Genomic DNA, 16,668 nt, shown 5'->3' with positions numbered 1-16,668 from the left:
GCCGGTGAGCACGCAGCACGCCGAACCCGCCACCGACGCGCGCCAGACCGGTCTGTCCCGCACCGCCATCGCCGCCGCAGCGGCCTTGGCGGTGCTGCTCGTCGCGGGTGTGGTGGTCGCCAGCCGGTTCCTGCCCGACGAGCCGGTGCAGGCCGCGCCGACGGTCCCCGCGCCGCGGACCGGGCCGGTCGGCCTGGTCCCGGTGGACGCGCCCGACGCGACCGCACCGGAGTGCGCGACGCTCACCGCCGCTCTCCCCGCCGCGTTGCCCAACGGCGGCAAGACCCTGCCGCGCCTGGCCGTCGCCGACCCGGCGCCGGTCGGTGCCGCCGCCTGGGGCGACCAGATCGGCGACCCGGTCGTGTTGCGCTGCGGGCTGGGCAAGCCGCCGGAGCTGACCCAGACCGCGAGCCTGCGCGAGGTGTCGAAGGTGCGCTGGCTGGTCGTCGACGGCGACGGCGCGGCCACCTGGTTCGCCGTCGACCGGCCGGTGTACGTGGCGCTCACGCTGCCTTCGGGTCTGGGGACCGGGCCGCTGCAGACGGTGTCCGAAGTGGTCGGTCAGGTGCTGCCGGAGCTGCCGGTCCGCCCCTGACCGGGTTACCGCAGGCCGGTTCCCCTGGCCAGCGCGGTGTCGACCAGCACGGTGAGCAGGGTCGGGTAGTCGATCCCGCTGACCTCCCACATCTTCGGGTAGGCCGAGGTGGGGGTGAAGCCGGGCATGGTGTTGACCTCGTTGACGGTCAGCTCGCCGTCGGCGCCGACGAAGAAGTCCACCCTGGCCAGGCCCTGGCAGTCCAGCGCCCGGAAGGCCTCGACGGCGGTCTCGCGCAGCCGCTCGGCGACCTCGTCGGGCAGCTTGGCCGGGATGTCGAGCTCGCAGACCGCGTCGAGGTACTTGGCGTCGAAGTCGTACCAGTCGACGCCCTCGTCGAGGCGGATCTCGGCGGGCAGCGACGCGCGCACGGTGCCGTCGGGGAACTCCAGCACGCCGCACTCGACCTCGCGGCCGACGACGGCGGCCTCCACGAGCACCTTCGGGTCGATGGCCCGCGCGGTCGCGATGGCCGCGTCCAGCTCGTCCCAGGAGGTGACCTTGGTGATGCCGGTGGACGACCCGGCGCGGGAGGGCTTCACGAACACCGGCAGCCCGAGGTGCTCGCGCTCGTCCTCGGTCAGCGTCGCGCGGTCGCGGCGCAGTTCCACGAAACGACCGACGGACAGGCCCGCCGCGGCCAGCAGTCTCTTGGTGAAACCCTTGTCCATGGCGACCGCGGAGGCGAGCACACCCGCCCCGACGTAGGGGACGCCGACCATCTCCAGCAGCCCCTGGACGGTGCCGTCCTCGCCGTAAGCGCCGTGCAGCACGGGGAACACGAGGTCCACACCGCTGACGACCTCGCCCTCGCGGCCCGGCTCGAGCACGACGAGCCCGGCCGAGGTCGGGTCGGCTGGCAGGGTCAGCGCGGTGCCGCTGGTGACGGTGGGCAGGGTCCGGTCCTCGATGCGCAGCGCGGCGGGGTCCGACGGACCGAGCACCCAGGCGCCCTCGCGGGTGACCCCGACCGGAACGGCCTCGAACCGCTCCGGGTCCAGGTTGGCCAGCACGCTGCCCGCGGACACGCAGGAGACGGTGTGCTCGGTGCTGCGACCGCCGAAGACGACCGCGACCCGCAGCTTCGGCCGGGGCGTTGCCGCGGCCACGACGTCGGGCAGCACTTCGGGGGTCGACTCTTCGGGGGACCGCTCCTCGGGGGACAGCATGGTTGCCGAGACTACCCGGATGGCGTACCCGCGGGGTCGCTCGACCGGGCCAGCAGCGACAACAGGTCGGGGATCACCGCCCGCAGCTGCGCACGCGAACACGCCGCGTAGCCGACCGCGATGCCGAACCAGGCGGGCGGTCCGAAGTGGTGCCTGGCCAGTCCGTCGAGGGTGATGCCGCGGGCCTTGGCCGCCGCGATCACCGCGCACTCCACCGCGGCGGAGCCGAGCGGGACGACCAGGTGCGCGCCCGCGTCGTCGCCCAGGAAGCTCACGTCGGCCGCGGTGAGGGCGTCGACGAGCATGCCGCGCCGCTCGGAGAGCTCGCGGCGCAGCTTGCGCAGGTGCCTGCCCAGGTCGCCGTTGCGGGCCAGTTCCACCACGACGAACTGCCCGGCCGCCGACGGGCTGGTGCCGGTGATGTCGCGGTGGTGCAGCACGGCGGCGATGACCGGCGGCGGCGCGACCATCCACCCGACACCGAGCGCGGGGGTGAGGATCTTGCTGGTGGTGCCGAGGTGGACGACCACGTCCGGGGCGAGGGAAGCCAGCAGCGGCAACGGCGCCACGTCGTAGCGCAGTTCACCGTCGTAGTCGTCCTCGATGACCAGCCACCCCTCGCGGCGGGCCCGGTCGACCAGGGCGACCCGCCGCGCGGCCGACATCCGCCTGCCGAGCGGGTACTGGTGCGCGGGCGAGCAGTAGACCGCTTTGGTTCCCTGTGGGATCGCGGCGAGCAGCAGGCCGTCCTCGTCGACCGGGGCGGGCACGACGACGAGCCCGGCGGCCCGCATGGTCTGGACCGCGCGCTGGTAGCCGGGTTCCTCGACGGCCACGACGTCCCCGGGGCTCAGCACCGACGCGGCCAGCTCGGCGACGGCGGCGGTCGTCCCACCGGTCGCCAGGACCAGCTCGCCGTCGCTCTCGCCGCCGACCCGCAGCCCGCGGTGGCGCAACAGGTGTTCGGCCACCGCGGCGCGGTAGGCGGGCACGCCCGCTCGGGTCGGTCGGGGCAGCGGGGCGACGTCCGCCGCGCCGCGCCAAGCCCGCCGCCACGCCGACCGGTCGATCCCGCTGGCCCACGGCGACCCCGGCCGCAGGTCCACTTCGGCCACCTCGGACGACTCGGCTGCCCTGGGCTTGGGTCGCGCGGACGGCGAACCGGGCGGCGCGGTGGTGACGTAGGTCCCGGAGCCGTGCTTGCCGGTGATCCACCCCTCGGCGTGCAACTGCTCGTAGGCGGCGGCGGTCACGGTGCGGCTGACGCCGAGCTGCGCGGCCAAGGCGCGGGTGGAGGGCAGCCGGTCGCCGCTGCGCAACCTGCCGTCCCCGGCCGCGGCCCGCAGCTCCTCGGCGAGCTGCACCGCCAGCGGGATGGCGGACGCCCGGTCGAGGGTCACCGGCAGGGCTGGGCTCTCCGACACCAGTGGCCTCCTGAAATCACCGAGCTGTGGCCCTGTCAGGATGCCACTCGGGTGTTGCAGCGTAAACGGCGTGACCGAGAACAACCGCCACCCGGCAGCCGACCTGCCCCCGCTCTCGCCGACGCCGCGCAGCACCGTCAAGCGCGGCGCGCACCGCTCCACAGCCGACCGGGCGACGCTGTACGCGGTCCTCGACGCCGGCCTGATCTGCCACCTGTCCACTGTGGTCGACGGGTCGCCGGTGGTCCTGCCAACCGGCTACGGCCGCGACGGCGACACCCTCTACCTGCACGGCTCCACCGGGGCGCGCAGCCTGCGCGCGGCCATGACCGGCATGGAGGTGTGCGTCGCGGTGACCCTGGTGGACGGGGTCGTCTACGCGCGGTCGGTGTTCCACCACTCGATGAACTACCGCTCAGCGGTCATCCACGGGACGGCGACCCAGATCACCGACCCAGACGCGAAGCTGCACGGGCTGCGCGTGCTCACCGAGCACATGGCCCCCGGCTCGTGGGACCACGCCCGGCTGCCCACCACCAAAGAACTGGCCGCCACCGCCGTGTTGACGCTCGACCTCGCCGAAGCGGCGGTGAAGACCCGCGCAGGCGGCCCCGGCGACGACGAAGAGGACATCGTCGCGAACGTCGCGTGGGCCGGTGTGCTGCCACTGCGGCGGGTGTGGGGCGAGCCGGAGTCGGACTCGGACCTCGACCAGCCCGCACACATCACGGCTCGGGCAACCGCCGCGGTCCGGTGACCGGGTCGATCCGGTAGTGGCGCATGGCCGGGCGGGCGGCCCGATAGACGTGAATGCTCACCGCGGGATCCGCCGGGTCATTGCCGACCTGGTGCACGTAGCCGGGCCCGAACACCCGTGACTTGCCTTCGACCAGGGTGTGCACATCACGGCTCGAGGAACGGCCGCGGTCTGGTGACCGGGTCGATCCGGTACTGGCGCACCGCCGACCGAGCAGCCCGGCAGACGTGGATGCTCACCGCAGGATCGGCCGAGTCATAGCCCACCTAGTGCATGCAGCCAGGCCCGAACACTCTCGACTTGCCTTCGACCAGGTGTGCACACCACCGCTCGGGCAACGGCCGCGGTCCGGTGACCGGGTCGATCCGGTACTGACGCGCCGACCGAGCGGCCCGATAGACCTGGTGCACCTAGCCAGGTCCCAACCCGCGACTGGCCCTCGACCAGACCGCACACATCACCGCTCGGGCAACCGCCGCGGTCCCGTAACCGGGTCGATCCGGTACTGACGCATCGCCGGGCGGGCGGCCCGATAGACGTGAATGCTCACCGCGGGATCCGCCGAGTCATTGCCCACCTGGTGCACGTAACCAGGCCCGAACACCCGCGACTGCCCCTCGACCAGCGTGTGCAGCACCTCGGCTGGCCGGTGCGGTGCGGCGACCCGCTCGGTCAGGGTCCCGGAGACCACGGTGAACGCGCCGGTCGCGGTGCTGTGGTCGTGCAGGTCGGTGTGCTGGCCGGGCAGCCAGCTCATCAGCCAGATCTCCTGGCCGTTGACCCGCTCGACGAGGGCGGCGAACCGCTCGGCCGGGTCGTAGCGCAGCAGGGCCGCCCACCTGGCGCGGTCCTGGGCATAGCGGCGGGCGGTGAGCACGGGGTGCGCGGCGGCCGGGGTCGCGGCGAGCGCGATGGTGTTGGGCGGAACGGCGAACATGGCCGGGGGTGTCCTTCGGTGGCGGTGAACACAGCGGGCGCGGCCCGGGGAGACCCGGGTCGGCGGATGGGCTGGATCAGCGGCACGGACAGAGCGCGCTCGCGACCAAGCCGAGGTCGACGTGACCCCGGCGGTCGGAGATGGCGCGCTTCAACACGCGGCACAGCGTGGCAGCGGGCCCGCCTGCGCGCAAGCCACCCCCGCGCGCTCCTACTCCGTGGGACAGTGCTGGTCGGCGGCGGGCTGTCCGCGCCGGTCAGGGCGGGCGCGGCGCCAATCCGGCAGGGCGGGTCGCCCCGAATGACCGACGACGTGCGGGCGCGGGTCCTCGCGGGGCTGGTCGACGAGAGCGGGTGTGCATGGCCGAGCGGGTTCGGCGGATCGCGGGTGGTGGTGCTTCGGATGAGACGCGCCCACCGGACGCGGAAGCGTTGTTGCAGCAGGTCGCCCGGGGCGACGAGGGCGCGTTCGAGCGGCTCTACGACCAGGTGTCGGCGCCGGTGTTCGGCCTGGTGCGGCGGATCGTGCGGGACCCGGCGCAGTCGGAGGAGGTGACCCAGGAGGTGCTGCTGGAGCTGTGGCGGACCGCGGCGCGGTTCAGCCCGGAGCGGGGCAGCGCGATGACCTGGGTGATGACCCTGGCGCACCGGCGGGCGGTGGACAGGGTGCGCTCGTCGCAGTCGGCCACCGACCGCGAGGACCGCGCCTACCGGCGGGAGACCAGCAGGCCCTTCGACGAGGTGGCCGAGCAGGTCGGCACCCGGCTCGAGCACGAGCAGGTGCGCCGGTGCCTGTCCTCGCTGACCGACCTGCAGCGCGAGTCGGTGGAACTGGCGTACTACCGCGGGTTGACCTACCGCGAGGTGGCGGAACTGCTCGACACGCCGCTGGGGACGATCAAGACTCGACTGCGCGACGGTCTCATCCGTCTGCGCGACTGCCTGGGGGTGGCCCGATGACCGCTGACATCCACGCGCTGACCGGCGCCTACGCGCTCGACGCGATCCCGGAGATCGAGCGCGCCGCCTTCGAGCGGCACCTCGCCGTCTGCGAGGCGTGCGCCCAGGAGGTGCGCGAACTGCAGGCCACCGCCGCTCGCGTCGGGGACGCGGTGTCGGAGGTGCCACCGCCGGAGCTCAAGGCGCGGGTGCTCGCCCGGGTCGCGCAGGTCCGGCAACTGCCGCCGCTGGAGCACCACGCGGACGGCCCCAGGCGCTCCCGGCCGGCGTGGGCGTTGCGGCTGACCGGGATCGCGGCCGCCGCGCTGCTGGTCGTGTCCGTGGCCCTCGGTGTCGCCCTGGTGCGCAACCAGGACCAGCTCGACGACCAGAAGTCGCAGACCACGGCCATGGTGGAGCTGCTGTCGGCCGACGACGCGCGGTTCGTCAGCGGGTCGACGACCACCGGGCTCAACGGCACCGTCGTCGTGTCCCGCGCGCAGGGCAAGGTCATGCTGCTGGCGGCCAACATGCCGCCCGCCCCCGCGGGCAAGACCTACCAGGCGTGGCTGATGCGCGACAACGGTGACCCGCGCTCGGTTGGCCTGATGACCCCGGACAGCACCGGCCGGGCGTCCATCGTGGACAGCGCAGGGATCGGGGCGGCCAACCAGGTCGGCGTCAGCATCGAGGCCGCTGGCGGGTCCGACACCCCGCACGGCGAGGTCGTCATGACGATGGCGCTGCCGGTCTAGGCGCCCAGGGCTGTGAGGACATCGGCGACGAGGTCGCGGGTGTCCTCACAGCCGCAGGAGAAGCGCACCAGGCCCTCGGGGACCGGGTCGCCCCAGCGGGCCCGGCGGTCGGCGCTGGAGTGCAGGCCGCCGAAGCTGGTCGCCGAGGACACCAACCGGGACGCGGCCAGGAACCCCGCCACGGCCGCCGCCGACTCGAGCTCGAAGGTGACCACCCCGCCGAAGCGGCGCATCTGCCGCGAGGCCACCGGGTGCGCCGGGTCGAGCGGGGAACCAGGCCACCGCACCGACCGGACCCCCGGGTGCTCCCGCAGAGCCTCGTACAGCGCGGCCGCGTTCTCCGCCTGGCGGGCCAACCTCAGGTCAAGTGTGCCCAAGCCGCGGTGGGCCAACCACACCTCGAACGGCCCCGGCACCGCCCCGCTCGCCGTGCGCTCGGACCGCAGCCGGGCGGCCAGGTCCGGGTCGGCGGTGGTGACGTGGCCGAGGACGATGTCGCTGTGCCCGGCCAGTGCCTTGGTGTCGCTGGCGAGGGTGATGTCCGCGCCCAGCTCCAACGGCCGCTGCCCCAACGGGGTCACCGTGGTGTTGTCGACGGCGACCAGCGCGCCCGCCGCGTGCGCCAGCCCGGCGATCGCGGCGATGTCGCACACGTCGAGGCCGGGGTTGGACGGGGTTTCCAGCAGCACCAGGCGTGCGCCCGCGACCGTGTCCGCGGTCCACTCCCCCGCCGTCGGGACTTCCCGCACCACCAAGCCGTTCATGTGCTCGCGCACGTAGGAACGCGCCAGGTAGTAGCCGTCGGACGGCAGGACCACCGTGTCACCGGGCTTGAGCAGCACCCTCAGCACCGACGACACCGCGGCCATGCCGGAGGCGTAGACCAGGCACGTCCCGCCGTCGAGCTCACCGATGGCCGACTCCAGGGCCCGCCACGTCGGATTGCCCGCGCGGCCGTAGAAGTCGTCGGTGGGGTCGTCGGACAGGTGGTACTGCGCGGCCAGCACCGGCTGCGGCGGGACGGCCGCGCCGGGCGCGGAGGGGACCTGTCCCGCGTGCACGCAGCGGGTCCCGTCCCCGAGGGGCGCGTTCACCGCTCCGGCCTGGTCTTGCGGCCGATCAGCTGACCGGCCATCTCGTTCGGGTCGAACCCGTCGTGGCAGACCCGGTGCACCACCTCGGTGATCGGCATCTCCACCCCGTGCCGCAGCGCCAGTTCCCGGATCGACGAGCACGACTTCACGCCCTCGGCGACCTGGCCGCCCACCGCCGCCTGCGCCTGCGCCATCGTCTCGCCGCGACCGAGCCGCGCGCCGAAGGTCCGGTTGCGCGACAGCGGCGAGGAGCACGAGGCCACCAGGTCGCCGAGACCGGCGAGGCCCGCGAAGGTCATCGGGTCCGCGCCGAGCGCGGCGCCGAGCCTGCTGGTCTCCGCGAGGCCGCGGGTCATCAGCGTGGCCAGGGTGTTGGCGCCGAAGCCGAGCCCGTCGGCCATACCGCAGGACAGGGCGATGACGTTCTTGCAGGCGCCGCCGAGCTCGCAGCCGATGACGTCGGTGATCGTGTACGGCCGGAAGTAGCCGGTGGTGCAGGCCTGTTGCAGCGCCACCGCGCGGTCGTGGTCGCGGCAGGCGATGACCGTGGCCGTGGGCTGTTCCTCGGCGATCTCCTTGGCCAGGTTCGGCCCCGACACCACCGCGACCTGGTCCTGCGGCACACCCGCCACGTCGACCACGACCTCGCTCATCCTCTTGAGCGTGCCCAGCTCCACCCCCTTGGCCAGGCTCACCAGCGTCGCCCCCCGCGGCAGCAGCGCCCGCCAGGCGGTGAGGTTGTGCCGCAGGGTCTGGCTGGGCACCGCGAGCACCACCGTGCCCGCGCCCTCGAGCGCCGCCCTCGGGTCCGAAGTGGACGTCAACGGGTCCGGCAGTACGACCCCGGGCAGGTAGTCCCGGTTCTGCCTGGTCGCCGCGATGCCCTCGGCGACGTCGCGCCGCCGCGCCCACAGGACCACCTCGGTCCCCGCGTCGGCCAGCACCTTGGCGAAGGTGGTCCCCCACGACCCCGCGCCCATGACCGTGATCTTGCCAGCCATGACCGGTGCCTCAGCCCTCTGCGGCGTCGCGCTTGCCGCCCGCGCGGTAGAAGCCCTCGGGCTCCGGTTCCTCGCGGATCTCGGCCAGCAGCGCGCGCACCCGGCTCATGAGCAGGTCGGTGACCTCGCGCAGCAGCTGGTTGGTCACCGGCTGGCCGCGGTAGGCCGACAGGTCGACGGGGTCGCCGACGACGGTCACCACCCGCTTGCGCGGGAACGGCCGGAACTTCTTGTCGTAGCCGTTCCAGATCCGCTGGGTCCCCCACCGCGCGGCCGGGACGACGGGGACGTCGTTGTCCAGCGCCAACCGCGCCACCCCCGTGCGCGACCACATCGGCCAGCCCGCCGGGTCCTTGGTGATGGTGCCCTCGGGGTAGATGAGCACGAGCTTGCCGTCGCGCAGGGCCTCGTGCGCGGCGCTGAGGCTGTTGCGGGCGTCGGAGGAACCCCGGTAGACCGGGATGCCGCCGGAACCGGCCAGCATCTTGCCGAACAACGGGATCCGGAACAGGCTGTCCTTGGCCATGAACCGCGGCACCCGCCCGTTGCGGTGCACGAACACCGCGTCGCTGACCGGGTCCAGGTGCGAGACGTGGTTCATCACCAGCAGGGCGGCGCCCTCGGCGGGCAGCTTGTCCGCGCGCCGGTACTCGCGCTTGCCCAACCAGCTCACCGGGTAGAACACCGCGGCCGACAGCCCGACCCAGAACCCGCCCTTCTCACGCTTGCCCAACGCCGCTCCTCCGCATCCGACCCCGCACCCGCACGTGACCAGTGAGTCTCCCTGCCCGCCCGGCGCCGGGTCCACACGGGTCCACTACCGGGTGCCGGCTCCGGCGCACCGCCCCGGCCGGCAGGATCGGTGGTGTGGTCGACATCGTCGTGCCGGTCAAGAACCTCGACAGGGCCAAGTCGCGGCTGCGCGGCGCGGTGCCCGGCGGGGCCGAGGCGCACCGCGAACTGGTGCTGGCTGTGGTGTTGGACACCGTGACCGCAGCGCTGGCGGCACCGGGGGTGCGCAGGCTGCTCGTGGTGTGCGAGGACGCCAGGGTGGTCGCCGCGCTGGCCGGGACCGGGGCCGAGGTGGTGGACGAACGGGGCCTGCCCGGGCTCAACGCGGCACTGGACTTCGGCGCAGACGTGTTGCGCCGCGCCGACCCGCGCGGAAGCGTCGGTGCCATGCAGGCCGATCTGCCCGCGCTGCGGCCAGCCGACCTCGCCGCGGCGGTGGCCGAGGCGGACGGGCGGCGGGCGTTCGTCGCCGACCGCCCGGGTACCGGCACCACGCTGCTGCTCGCCGCCGCGGGTACCGCGCTCGACCCCCGGTTCGGGCCGGGGTCGGCCGCCGCGCACGGTGCGGGCGCCGTCGGCGTCGGCGTGGCGTTGACCCACCTGCGTTGCGATGTCGACACCCCCGGTGACCTGCACCTGGCCCGGGAGCTCGGGCTCGGGCCGCGCACCGCTCGGTTGGCCGGGGCAGCCTGTCGGGTGCGGTGATCGACCAACTGGGAATGTGGTGAGAATTCACGTCCGCGTACCGGTCGCGGGTGCGCCTTCGGGCCGCCGGTGACCGACAATGGGCCCGTGAGCACCGACAGCACCCCGGACCAGGCCCCGACGACCAGCGGCGACAGCGCCACCGCGCCGCCGCCCGCGACCGACGGTGTGGAGCCGCGCGGCGTGCTGTCCGCGCCGCCCGCGGTCACCCCGGCGGCGACCACCGCCGAGACCGACCTGCCGGACGACCGCTACCTGAACCGGGAACTGTCCTGGTTGGACTTCAACGGCCGGGTGCTCGCCCTGGCCGAGGACGCCTCGCAGCCGCTGCTGGAGCGGGCCAAGTTCCTGGCCATCTTCGCCTCCAACCTCGACGAGTTCTACATGGTGCGGGTCGCGGGCCTCAAGCGCAGGAACGAGACCGGGCTCTCGGTGCGCAGCGCGGACGGGCTGACCCCGCGCGAGCAGTTGGGCTACATCTCCAAGCGCAACCAGGACCTGGTCGAGCGGCACTCGCGGGCCTTCGCCGAGCAGGTGCGCCCGGCGTTGCGCGAGCGCGGGATCAGCATCGCCAGCTGGGGCGAGCTCACCGACGACGAGCACGCGAGGCTGGCCGCCTACTACCGCGACCAGGTCTTCCCGGTGCTGACCCCGCTGGCGTTCGACCCGGCGCACCCGTTCCCCTACATCTCCGGGCTCTCGCTCAACCTCGCGGTGACCGTGCGCAACCCGGAGACCGGGCGGGAGAGCTTCGCCAGGGTCAAGGTGCCCGACAACGTGCCGCGGCTGGTGCCGATCGACCGCAGCGCCGACGAGCAGGTGGCGGTGTTCCTGCCGCTGGAGGAGCTCATCGCCGCGCACCTGCCGACCCTGTTCACCGGCATGGACGTCATCGAGCAGCACGCGTTCCGGGTGACCCGCAACGCCGACCTCGAGGTCGAGGAGGACCGCGACGAGGACCTGCTCAAGGCCCTGGAACGGGAACTGGCGCAGCGCCGCTTCGGTCCCTCTGTGCGCCTTGAGGTCGCCGACGACATGTCCGAGCACATGTTGGAACTGCTGCTGCGCGAGTTGGAGGTGCACCCCAACGACGTGGTGGTGGTGCGCGGTCTGCTGGACCTGTCGTGCTTGTGGCAGCTCTACGGGGTGGACCGCAAGGAGCTCAAGGACCCGCCGTTCCGGCCCGCGACGCACCCGGCGTTCGGCGAGCGCGAGACCCCGCGCAGCATCTTCGCGACGCTGCGGGAGGGCGATGTCCTGGTGCACCACCCGTACGACTCGTTCTCCACCAGCGTGCAGCGGTTCGTCGAGCAGGCGGCCAGCGACCCGCACGTGTTGGCGATCAAGCAGACCCTGTACCGCACCTCCGGCGATTCGCCCATCGTGGACGCGCTGATCGACGCGGCCGAGGCGGGCAAGCAGGTCGTGGCCCTGGTCGAGCTCAAGGCCCGCTTCGACGAGCAGGCCAACATCAAGTGGGCGCGGCAGCTGGAGAAGGCGGGCGTGCACGTGGTGTACGGCCTGGTCGGTCTCAAGACGCACTGCAAGACCTCGCTGGTGGTGCGCCAGGAGGGCTCGACGATCCGCCGCTACTGCCACATCGGCACCGGCAACTACAACCCCAAGACCGCGCGGCTCTACGAGGACGTCGGCCTGCTCACCGCGGAGCCCTCGATCGGCGCGGACCTCACCGACCTGTTCAACGTGCTCACCGGGTACGCCCGCCAGGACCAGTACCGCAGCCTGCTCGTGGCGCCCTACGGCGTGCGGCGCGGCATCGTCGAGCGCATCGAGCGCGAGGTGGCGCACCTGCGCGACGGCAAGCGCGCCGGTATCCGGATCAAGATGAACTCCCTGGTGGACGAACAGGTCATCGATGCGCTGTACCGCGCTTCGCAGGCGGGGGTGCCGGTCGAGGTGGTGGTGCGCGGGATCTGCGCGCTCAAGCCGGGGATCCCCGGGCTCAGCGAGAACATCCGGGTCCGCTCGATCCTGGGCCGGTTCCTGGAGCACTCGCGGATCTTCCACTTCGCCGGGTCCGACGAGCACTGGATCGGCAGCGCGGACATGATGCACCGCAACCTCGACCGCCGGGTGGAGGTCCAGGTCCGGGTGACCGACCCGGGTCTCACCGCGCAACTGGACGCCATCTTCGACTCCGCGCTCGACCCCTCGACCCGCTGCTGGGTGCTCACCTCCGGCGGCGAGTGGGTGCCCTCGCCCGAAGAGGGCAGTTCGGTGCGCGACCACCAGGCCGAACTGCTGTCCCGCCACCGCGCGCTCGGCTGAGCGCGTGCTGGTGCGCGCCGCGGGCGCGGTGCTGTGGCGGCACACGGGCTCCGCGGGCGGTCTGGAAGTGGCGGTGGTGCACCGGGACCGCTACGACGACTGGAGCCTGCCCAAGGGCAAGCTGGACCGGGGTGAGACCGTCCACGCCGCCGCGGTGCGGGAGGTGGCCGAGGAGACCGGTTTCACCGCCGTCCTCGGCCGCCACCTCGGCCAGGTCGGCTACCCCGTCGTCGGCGCGGACAAGGTGGTCGACTACTTCGCCGCGCGGGTCGGCGGTGGCGACGGGGCGGCGTTCGTCCCCAACGACGAGGTCGACCGGTTGCGCTGGCTGCCCGTCGACGCCGCGGCCGCGCGACTGACCTACCCGCACGATCGGGTGGTGCTGGAGCGCTTCACCGCCGCACCGGCGGACACCACAACCGTCCTGCTGGTGCGGCACGCGCACGCGGGCCGCAAGCGCGAGTGGCCGGGACCCGACGAGCTGCGCCCGCTCTCGAGCAGGGGGCACCGGCAGACCGGGGCGTTGACGCGGCTGCTGCCGCTGTTCGGACCGGACAGGGTGCTGTCGGTCCCGAAGGTGCGGTGCCGGGCCACAGTGGCGCCGCTGGCGGCGGCGTTGGGGGTCGCGGTGGAAGCCGTCCCGGAACTGTCCGAGTTCCACGACCCGGCCACCGCGGTGGCCCGCCTGCGCCGGATCGCCGCCGAGGGCGGCACACCGGTCGTCTGCAGCCAGGGCGGCGTGATCCCGGGCCTGGTGGCCGAACTGACCGGGCTGACCGACGTGCAGGCCCGCAAGGGCAGCGTGTGGGTCCTCTCGTTCGTCGAGGGCGCGGTCGTGGCCGCCGACCACATCCCGCCGCCCGCGTAAAACCCCGCGACGGCACCACCTCGAACGGGTGGAATGGATTGCCCGGCGGGGTCCGGGAGAACCGGTGCGCGGCCCGGGAATCGACCCAGGGGGAATGCGAAAGCGTTGCGGGCGGCCATCCCTGGAAAGGGGGAACGGGGCTGGTCAGAGGGTCGGCGGGGGTGTCGCGCTGAGAGCGTGCGGGACCCGGCCGCGCACACGCGAGAGCCCCGCACGGGGGAAGCGTGCGGGGCTCTCGCGATGTGCTCAGACCGTCTGGACGAAACCTGAACCGTCCCAGGTGGGTCGGTCCAGGCGCCGGTGGCCGTCGTTACTTCTTGGTGGCCTTGGCGGTCGCCCGAGGCGTGCTGCTCTTGGCGGCCGTCGTCTTCTTGGCCGCGGTGGTCTTGGCCGCCGCGGTCGTGGTCTTCTTGGCCGCGGTGGTCTTCGCCGCGGTCGCCTTGGGCGCTGCCGCCGCCTTCGGTGCCGCCGCGGGCTTCGCCGCCGCCGCGCGGGTGCGCGTGGTCTTCGGCGCCGTCGTGGTGGCCGCCGCCGCTGCCGGCTTCGCAGCCGCCGCGCGAGTCCGCGTGGTGGTGCTGCGAGTGGTGGCCGCCGCGGGCTTCGCCGCCGCCGCGCGGGTCCGCGTGGTGGTGGTCGCCGCGGCGGTGCCGCGGGTCGCGGTGGTGCGGGCGGTGCCCGCGGTGGTCTTGGTGGCCGCGACCTTGGGCAGCTTCTTGGCCCCGCTCACGACCTCCTTGAACATCGTGCCCGCGCGGAACGCGGGAACGTTGGTCTTCTTGACCTTCACCGTCTCGCCGGTGCGCGGGTTGCGAGCGGTGCGGGCGGCACGCGCGCGCTTCTCGAACACACCGAAGCCGGTGATGTTGACCTTCTCGCCCTTGTTGACCGTGCGAACGATCACGTCGACGAGACCGTCGACCGCAGCGCCTGCGGCCTTCTTGTCGCCAAGGCGCTCGGTCAACGCCTCGATGAGTTGGGCCTTGTTCACCCTTCAGTCCTCCGTAAGAGAGCCACACTGCCGTTCACGGCCGATTCAGGCCGACTTCTGGCAAAGATAGGCCCAAAGGCGCGCGATTTCCACGCGACGCGCCCGATTTTTCCTTGCCGCGTGCGGTCTCCACCCCCCGCGGGGGGTGGAATCGGAGGTTTTCGGGCGTCGCGGGGGGCCGTCGAGGGGCTGCGCGAGGTGGGTTGTGGAGCCGCCGGTTGGGCGGGGCCCGGCCGGAACCCCGGTGTGCGAAGGGGTTTGCGGCCGGGGTCGATCAGCCGCCCGCGATGGGCGTTGTGACGGGCAGGTAATCGGCCCTGGCCTGCTCGAACTCGTCGATCTCGGTCACGTGGCGCAGGGTCAGGCCGATGTCGTCGAGGCCTTCGAGCAGCCGCCAGCGGGTGTAGTCGTCCACCGCGAACGGGGCGGTGAACTCCTTGGCGCGGACGGTCTTCTCCCGGAGGTCGACCGTGACCTCCGTCCCAGGCTCGGTTTCGAGCAACTTCCACAACAGTTCGATGTCGGACTGCTCCAGTTGGGCGGCCAGCAGGCCCGCCTTGCCCGCGTTGCCGCGGAAGATGTCGGCGAAGCGGGCGGAGAGCACGGTCCGGAACCCGTAGTCCGACAGGGCCCAGACGGCGTGCTCGCGGGAGGACCCGGTACCGAAGTCCGGACCGGCGACCAGCACGCTGCCCGCCCGGTAGGGCTCCTGGTTGAGCACGAAGTGCTCGTCGGAGCGCCAGGCGGCGAACAACCCGTCCTCGAACCCGGTGCGGGTGACCCGCTTGAGGTAGACCGCCGGGATGATCTGGTCGGTGTCCACGTTGGACCGGCGCAGCGGCACCCCGACCCCGGTGTGGCTGGTGAACGGCTCCATCAGTGCTCCCCCTCAGTTCCGCGCGTCGGCGGTGGTGGTGACCAGGTCTTCCGGCGACGACAGGGTGCCGCGCACGGCGGTCGCGGCCGCGACCAGCGGCGACACCAGGTGGGTGCGCCCGCCCTTGCCCTGCCTGCCCTCGAAGTTGCGGTTCGATGTGGACGCGCTGCGCTCGCCGGGGGCGAGCTGGTCGGGGTTCATGCCCAGGCACATCGAGCAGCCCGCCTGCCGCCACTCGGCCCCCGCGGCCAGGAACACCTCGTGCAGGCCCTCGGCCTCGGCCTGCGCCTTGACCCGCATCGACCCGGGGACCACCAGCATCCGCACGCCGTCGGCGACGCGGTGCCCGGCCAGGACGGCGGCGGCGGCGCGCAGGTCCTCGATGCGGCCGTTCGTGCAGGAGCCGAGGAAGACGGTGTCGACGCTGATCTCGCGCAGCGGGGTGCCCGGGGCGAGGTCCATGTACGACAGGGCCTTCTCGGCGGCCACGCGCTCGTTCTCGTCGGCGATCCGCTCGGGGTCGGGCACGGTGGCCGACAGCGGCAGACCCTGACCGGGGTTGGTTCCCCAGGTGACGAACGGGGTCAGCTCGTCGGCGTCGAGCACGACCTCGGCGTCGAAGGCCGCGCCGTCGTCGGTGCGCAGCCCGCGCCAGTCGGCGACAGCGGCGTCCCACGCGGCACCGGTGGCGGCGTGCGGGCGTCCCGCCAAGTAGGCGAAGGTGGTGTCGTCGGGGGCGATCATCCCGGCGCGCGCGCCCGCCTCGATGGACATGTTGCAGACGGTCATCCGCGCTTCCATCGACAACTTCTCGATGGCCGGGCCGCGGTACTCCAGCACGTAGCCCTGCCCGCCGCCGGTGCCGATGCGCGCGATGACGGCCAGGATGATGTCCTTCGCGGTGACCCCGGGGCGCAGCTCGCCGGTGATGGTGACCGCCATGGTCTTGAACGGCCGCAACGGCAGCGTCTGGGTGGCCAGCACGTGCTCCACCTCTGAGGTGCCGATCCCGAACGCCAGCGCGCCGAACGCGCCGTGGGTGGAGGTGTGGCTGTCGCCGCACACCACCGTCATCCCGGGCTGAGTCAGGCCCAACTGCGGGCCGACCACGTGCACGATGCCCTGCTCCGCGTCGCCCATCGGGTGCAGCCGCACGCCGAACTCGGCGCAGTTGCGGCGCAGCGTCTCCACCTGGGTGCGCGACACCGGGTCAGCGATCGGGAGTTCGATCCCAACTGTCGGGACGTTGTGGTCCTCGGTCGCTATCGTCAGGTCCGGCCTGCGGACCGGGCGCCCGGCGAGCCGGAGGCCGTCGAAGGCCTGCGGGCTGGTCACCTCGTGCACGAGGTGCAGGTCGATGTAGAGCAGGTCGGGTTCGGCACCACTGCCCCTGCGCACGACGTGCCGGTCCCACACCTTCTCGGCGAGCGTTTTGGCCACCGCTGATCACCACTGCTTCCCACGGACTGGACTTCCCAC

17 protein-coding genes are annotated in these 16,668 nt (G+C 73.0%); 7 read left to right on the top strand and 10 right to left on the bottom strand.

The features are described from left to right. Window positions 1-4: 4 nt before the first annotated feature. A complete protein-coding gene (locus JOD54_RS15160; protein ID WP_307860068.1) occupies window positions 5-595 on the top strand; it encodes a DUF3515 domain-containing protein in 591 nt (196 codons plus the stop codon). A gap of 5 nt (window positions 596-600) precedes the next feature. On the opposite strand, the gene JOD54_RS15155 is transcribed toward JOD54_RS15160, so the two are convergent. Both JOD54_RS15155 and pdxR read right to left on the bottom strand, forming a co-directional pair. Beyond that, a complete protein-coding gene (locus JOD54_RS15155) occupies window positions 601-1,764 on the bottom strand; it encodes a D-alanine--D-alanine ligase family protein (protein ID WP_204451149.1) in 1,164 nt (387 codons plus the stop codon). Window positions 1,765-1,775: 11 nt separating this feature from the next. Further along, on the bottom strand, window positions 1,776-3,188 hold the full coding sequence (pdxR, locus tag JOD54_RS15150) for a MocR-like pyridoxine biosynthesis transcription factor PdxR (RefSeq protein WP_372440319.1): 1,413 nt from the start codon (window positions 3,186-3,188) through the stop codon (window positions 1,776-1,778). A gap of 70 nt (window positions 3,189-3,258) precedes the next feature. Here pdxR and JOD54_RS15145 point away from each other — a divergent pair, with 70 nt between their 5' ends. Then, entirely contained in the window at window positions 3,259-3,945 is a 687-nt protein-coding gene (locus tag JOD54_RS15145; RefSeq protein ID WP_372440318.1) for a pyridoxamine 5'-phosphate oxidase family protein, read from the top strand. Here JOD54_RS15145 and JOD54_RS15140 read toward each other — a convergent pair. Both JOD54_RS15140 and JOD54_RS15135 read right to left on the bottom strand, forming a co-directional pair. Continuing rightward, a complete protein-coding gene (locus JOD54_RS15140) occupies window positions 3,914-4,090 on the bottom strand; it encodes a hypothetical protein (protein WP_204451147.1) in 177 nt (58 codons plus the stop codon). The genes JOD54_RS15145 and JOD54_RS15140 overlap by 32 nt on opposite strands. 312 nt (window positions 4,091-4,402) lie before the next feature. Continuing rightward, window positions 4,403-4,882 (bottom strand): cysteine dioxygenase, encoded by a 480-nt coding sequence (locus tag JOD54_RS15135; protein ID WP_204451146.1) that lies wholly within the window; start codon window positions 4,880-4,882, stop codon window positions 4,403-4,405. Window positions 4,883-5,241: 359 nt separating this feature from the next. Between JOD54_RS15135 and JOD54_RS15130 the strand changes: the two genes are divergently transcribed. Together JOD54_RS15130 and JOD54_RS15125 are read left to right on the top strand one after the other, a co-directional pair. Next, entirely contained in the window at window positions 5,242-5,841 is a 600-nt protein-coding gene (locus JOD54_RS15130) for a sigma-70 family RNA polymerase sigma factor (RefSeq protein WP_204451145.1), read from the top strand. After that, the gene (locus tag JOD54_RS15125) at window positions 5,838-6,575 is read left to right on the top strand and encodes an anti-sigma factor (protein WP_204456293.1); all 738 of its coding nucleotides are present in this window, start codon (window positions 5,838-5,840) and stop codon (window positions 6,573-6,575) included. Before JOD54_RS15130 ends, JOD54_RS15125 begins: the two co-directional genes overlap by 4 nt. On the opposite strand, the gene JOD54_RS15120 is transcribed toward JOD54_RS15125, so the two are convergent. From JOD54_RS15120 to JOD54_RS15110, 3 genes are read right to left on the bottom strand one after another with little or no spacing between them, the layout of a single operon-like run. Continuing rightward, the gene (locus JOD54_RS15120) at window positions 6,572-7,669 is read right to left on the bottom strand and encodes a cystathionine gamma-lyase (protein WP_204451144.1); all 1,098 of its coding nucleotides are present in this window, start codon (window positions 7,667-7,669) and stop codon (window positions 6,572-6,574) included. The two genes, JOD54_RS15125 and JOD54_RS15120, sit on opposite strands and share 4 nt — an antisense overlap. Then, window positions 7,666-8,670 (bottom strand): NAD(P)H-dependent glycerol-3-phosphate dehydrogenase, encoded by a 1,005-nt coding sequence (locus tag JOD54_RS15115; RefSeq protein WP_204451143.1) that lies wholly within the window; start codon window positions 8,668-8,670, stop codon window positions 7,666-7,668. The genes JOD54_RS15120 and JOD54_RS15115 overlap by 4 nt, the downstream gene beginning before the upstream one ends. Before the next feature lie 10 nt (window positions 8,671-8,680). Further along, window positions 8,681-9,403 (bottom strand): lysophospholipid acyltransferase family protein, encoded by a 723-nt coding sequence (locus tag JOD54_RS15110; RefSeq protein WP_204451142.1) that lies wholly within the window; start codon window positions 9,401-9,403, stop codon window positions 8,681-8,683. 134 nt (window positions 9,404-9,537) lie between these two features. Here JOD54_RS15110 and cofC point away from each other — a divergent pair, with 134 nt between their 5' ends. The 3 genes from cofC (at window position 9,538) to JOD54_RS15095 (ending at window position 13,324) form a co-directional block, all read left to right on the top strand. Further along, window positions 9,538-10,167 carry a 2-phospho-L-lactate guanylyltransferase gene (gene cofC / locus JOD54_RS15105; RefSeq protein WP_372440317.1) on the top strand — a complete coding sequence of 210 codons (630 nt, stop codon included), beginning with the start codon at window positions 9,538-9,540 and terminating at the stop codon, window positions 10,165-10,167. A gap of 87 nt (window positions 10,168-10,254) precedes the next feature. After that, entirely contained in the window at window positions 10,255-12,456 is a 2,202-nt protein-coding gene (locus tag JOD54_RS15100; RefSeq protein ID WP_372440316.1) for an RNA degradosome polyphosphate kinase, read from the top strand. 10 nt (window positions 12,457-12,466) lie between these two features. Then, window positions 12,467-13,324 carry an NUDIX hydrolase gene (locus JOD54_RS15095; RefSeq protein ID WP_204456291.1) on the top strand — a complete coding sequence of 286 codons (858 nt, stop codon included), beginning with the start codon at window positions 12,467-12,469 and terminating at the stop codon, window positions 13,322-13,324. 310 nt (window positions 13,325-13,634) lie between these two features. Here the strand turns inward: JOD54_RS15095 and JOD54_RS15090 are convergent, their stop codons facing one another. The 3 genes from JOD54_RS15090 to leuC form a co-directional block, all read right to left on the bottom strand. After that, window positions 13,635-14,312, bottom strand: a complete 678-nt coding sequence (locus JOD54_RS15090; RefSeq protein WP_204451140.1) for an HU family DNA-binding protein — start codon at window positions 14,310-14,312, stop codon at window positions 13,635-13,637. A 274-nt stretch (window positions 14,313-14,586) separates the two neighbouring features. Continuing rightward, window positions 14,587-15,189, bottom strand: coding sequence for a 3-isopropylmalate dehydratase small subunit (leuD, locus tag JOD54_RS15085; RefSeq protein ID WP_204451139.1), 603 nt, complete (start codon window positions 15,187-15,189; stop codon window positions 14,587-14,589). A gap of 12 nt (window positions 15,190-15,201) precedes the next feature. Continuing rightward, the gene (leuC, locus tag JOD54_RS15080; protein WP_204451138.1) at window positions 15,202-16,629 is read right to left on the bottom strand and encodes a 3-isopropylmalate dehydratase large subunit; all 1,428 of its coding nucleotides are present in this window, start codon (window positions 16,627-16,629) and stop codon (window positions 15,202-15,204) included. Between the last annotated feature and the right edge of the window lie 39 nt (window positions 16,630-16,668).

It is taken from the genome of Actinokineospora baliensis (genome assembly GCF_016907695.1).
GTDB classification, from domain to species: Bacteria; Actinomycetota; Actinomycetes; order Mycobacteriales; family Pseudonocardiaceae; genus Actinokineospora; species Actinokineospora baliensis.
The sequence above is the reverse complement of the archived record's forward strand: the minus strand, read 5'-3'. Positions and strand labels throughout refer to the sequence as shown.